Raw genomic sequence first — 1,615 nt, forward strand, 5'->3', positions numbered from 1 at the left:
GGGGAATAAAGAAAGATATTATCGCTCTCATCAAAGCAGTTGTGAAAGAGGGCGGGATTTCAGAAAGAGCAATAGAGAAGATCGGGATAGCCTGCGCGGGTCAGATTGAAAAAGGAACGCAGAAGATACTTTTTTCTCCGAACCTTCGATGGCGAAACGTATCCTTGAAACAGGATGTAGAAAGGCATTTCGGTATCAGGACCTTCCTGGAGAACGATGTCAATGCGGCCACATACGGCGAATGGAGATTCGGTTTAAAAGAAACAAAGAAGGATATCATCGGGATCTTTATCGGAACCGGCATCGGAGGCGGTATTATCACGAACGGTATGCTCTTGCATGGTTTTTCAAATGTCGGTGGTGAGGTCGGCCATATCATACTGAACCCTTACGGTTACCGGTGCAATTGCGGCAACTACGGCTGCTTTGAGGCCTACTGCGGAGGTTCCTACATTGTTGATAGGGTCAGGGACGGCATACGTGAGGGTTACAAGGGCAGGATCCGGGATATCGTCGGGGGCGATTTAAGCAGCCTCCATACCGGACATATCGAAGAAGCATATATGCTGGGTGATGATTTGTGTGGTAGAATATGGCGCGAGGTTATTGAATATCTCGGGGCAGGCGTTGCAAGCTTGGTGAATCTGCTGAATCCAGAGGTGGTCTTGTTTGGCGGCGGCGTTGTATACGGCACGAAATATCTCGTGGATGAAGCAAGAAAGGTTATGGAGAAGAGGGCGATGGAGGCATCGCTGAGAGGACTCCTCATAGAGAAGGGGAAACTCGGAGAAGATGCAGCGATAATCGGCGCAGCGTTCATCGAATGATAAGACAGACCGTAAATGTGTAAATCTGTTTGCAGGAGGTGAGATACATGGCAGAGGTAAAAGAGGCAGGACACCGTGTGACAGGCACAATAAAGGCCGTGAAAGGCACATGCAGCGCAGGACATAAGGTAGGCGACGTGATAGACCTGAGCGGGCGCAATACCGGAGGCATGTGCGGTTATTTATATCATAGTCTTTTCCCGTATTTGGTTATGCTCCAGTTCGGAGGAGGATTTCCCGTTGAGTGGGGCAACCCTGATGTCGTCGAGATTGACTGTATGGACAAGATGAACGTCGTGACTATTGAACTGAGACGGATAGCTGAGCAAAAATAAGAAGGGGGTCATCGATGAATGCAGCCATATTCCGGGAATATGATATTCGGGGGAGTGTAGAGAAAGACCTCACCGATGATGTGGCCTTAGATATAGGAAGGGGTTTCGCGACGGTCATGAACGAAGGGGGGAAGCAAAAGGCTTCAGTGTGCCGGGACTGCCGCCTAAGCTCAGAGCATTACAGGGACCTCATCGTTCAGGGGATGGTCGAAGGCGGCCTCGATGTGATTGATCTCGGTGTGCTCCCTACCGGACTTTTTTACTATTCTCTCTTCAACCTCGATGTCGAAGGCGGCATTATGATCACGGGCAGCCACAACGCTGCGGACCAGAATGGTTTCAAGGTGGCAGTCGGTAAAGCGACCCTCTACGGGCAGCAGATCCAGTATGTCCGGAAGATCATCGAAGAAAAAAGGTTTGTAAAAGGGAAGGGATCATACAGGGAGTATAAAA

The 1,615-nt window shown here is 49.8% G+C and carries 3 protein-coding genes; all 3 read left to right on the top strand.

Translation table 11 applies throughout. The annotated features are described in order from the left end of the window. On the top strand, positions 1-827 hold an 827-nt coding region (locus PHU49_09100), incomplete at its 5' end, for an ROK family protein (GenBank protein MDD5244159.1). 47 nt (positions 828-874) lie between these two features. Then, positions 875-1,162: a TIGR04076 family protein gene (locus PHU49_09105; protein ID MDD5244160.1), complete on the top strand. Its 288-nt coding sequence runs from the start codon at positions 875-877 to the stop codon at positions 1,160-1,162. 14 nt (positions 1,163-1,176) lie between these two features. Then, positions 1,177-1,615 (top strand): phosphomannomutase/phosphoglucomutase (locus PHU49_09110; protein MDD5244161.1); only part of this gene is annotated, 439 nt, incomplete at its 3' end.

The sequence above is a fragment of the Syntrophorhabdaceae bacterium genome (genome assembly GCA_028713955.1).
Taxonomy (GTDB): Bacteria; Desulfobacterota; Syntrophorhabdia; order Syntrophorhabdales; family Syntrophorhabdaceae; genus UBA5609.

What these genes read in the sequence shown, in the direction of transcription:
- PHU49_09105 (MDD5244160.1), top strand. Translation starts at nt 875, where the DNA reads ATGGCAGAGGTAAAAGAGGCAGGACACCGTGTGACAGGCACAATAAAG.